Annotated in this window: 2 protein-coding genes; both read left to right on the forward strand. The window is 36.7% G+C overall.

All coding sequences use genetic code 11. The annotated features are described in order from the left end of the window. Positions 1-361: cation transporter (locus tag ACS8FD_RS19835; RefSeq protein ID WP_439277129.1), on the forward strand; the 361-nt coding region annotated here is incomplete at its 5' end. Between the two features lie 99 nt (positions 362-460). After that, positions 461-586 (forward strand): hypothetical protein, encoded by a 126-nt coding sequence (locus tag ACS8FD_RS19840; protein WP_256713876.1) that lies wholly within the window; start codon positions 461-463, stop codon positions 584-586. Positions 587-754 lie beyond the last annotated feature (168 nt).

Here is a 754-nt window from a genome sequence, read left to right on the forward strand (position 1 = left end):
TAGAATTGCCGGATATTTTCAAATTACGCTAGCGATTCTTGGTTTTTTAGAAGTACTAAGACGTTTCTTTGGCAATGAGCAATTACCTGACTTTTCTACCATGATAGTCATATCGATTCTTGCGCTAATTGCAAACTCGATTTGCCTCTATTTACTACAAAAATCGAAAAGCAAAGAAGAAGCCCATATGCAAGCCAGTATGATTTTCACTTCAAACGATGTGATTATCAATTTAGGGGTAATTGTTGCAGGGATTTTGGTTAATTGGTTACACTCTAGTACGCCTGATTTGATTATTGGTAGCATCGTATTTGCTTTAGTTATTCAGGGCGCCTTTAGAATATTGAAGTTGAGTAAGTAGCCAAGCCTAATAACTGAAGCAAATAGCTCAAGTAAGTAGCTTAATTAAACCGCTAAGTGTAAAGTAACTGGGTTTGAAGCAAATAAACATCATAAGGATATGAGACCTCAAGCAATGATTGAACAAACTTTAAATCTAGTCACCACCAAAGACCATCAGCAAGTTGCCGTTTGGCGAATAATAGATGATGAAGTCTTTGATAAGAATCTGGTGGTGGTCAACTAATTTAGGACACTAATAAAATTCAAACCTACATCGCCATTACTTATAACCCTGAGTCGAGAACGGATAATAATTATAAGCGTTGGGGCAACTTTTATGACCGCCAAGATCTGTTAGTAGGTGACGAGTTGTGTCAGGTGGTTAATTTTCAGAGACCTTCCTAAATTTTGT

This window comes from Psychrobacter sp. 1U2, assembly GCF_051847575.1.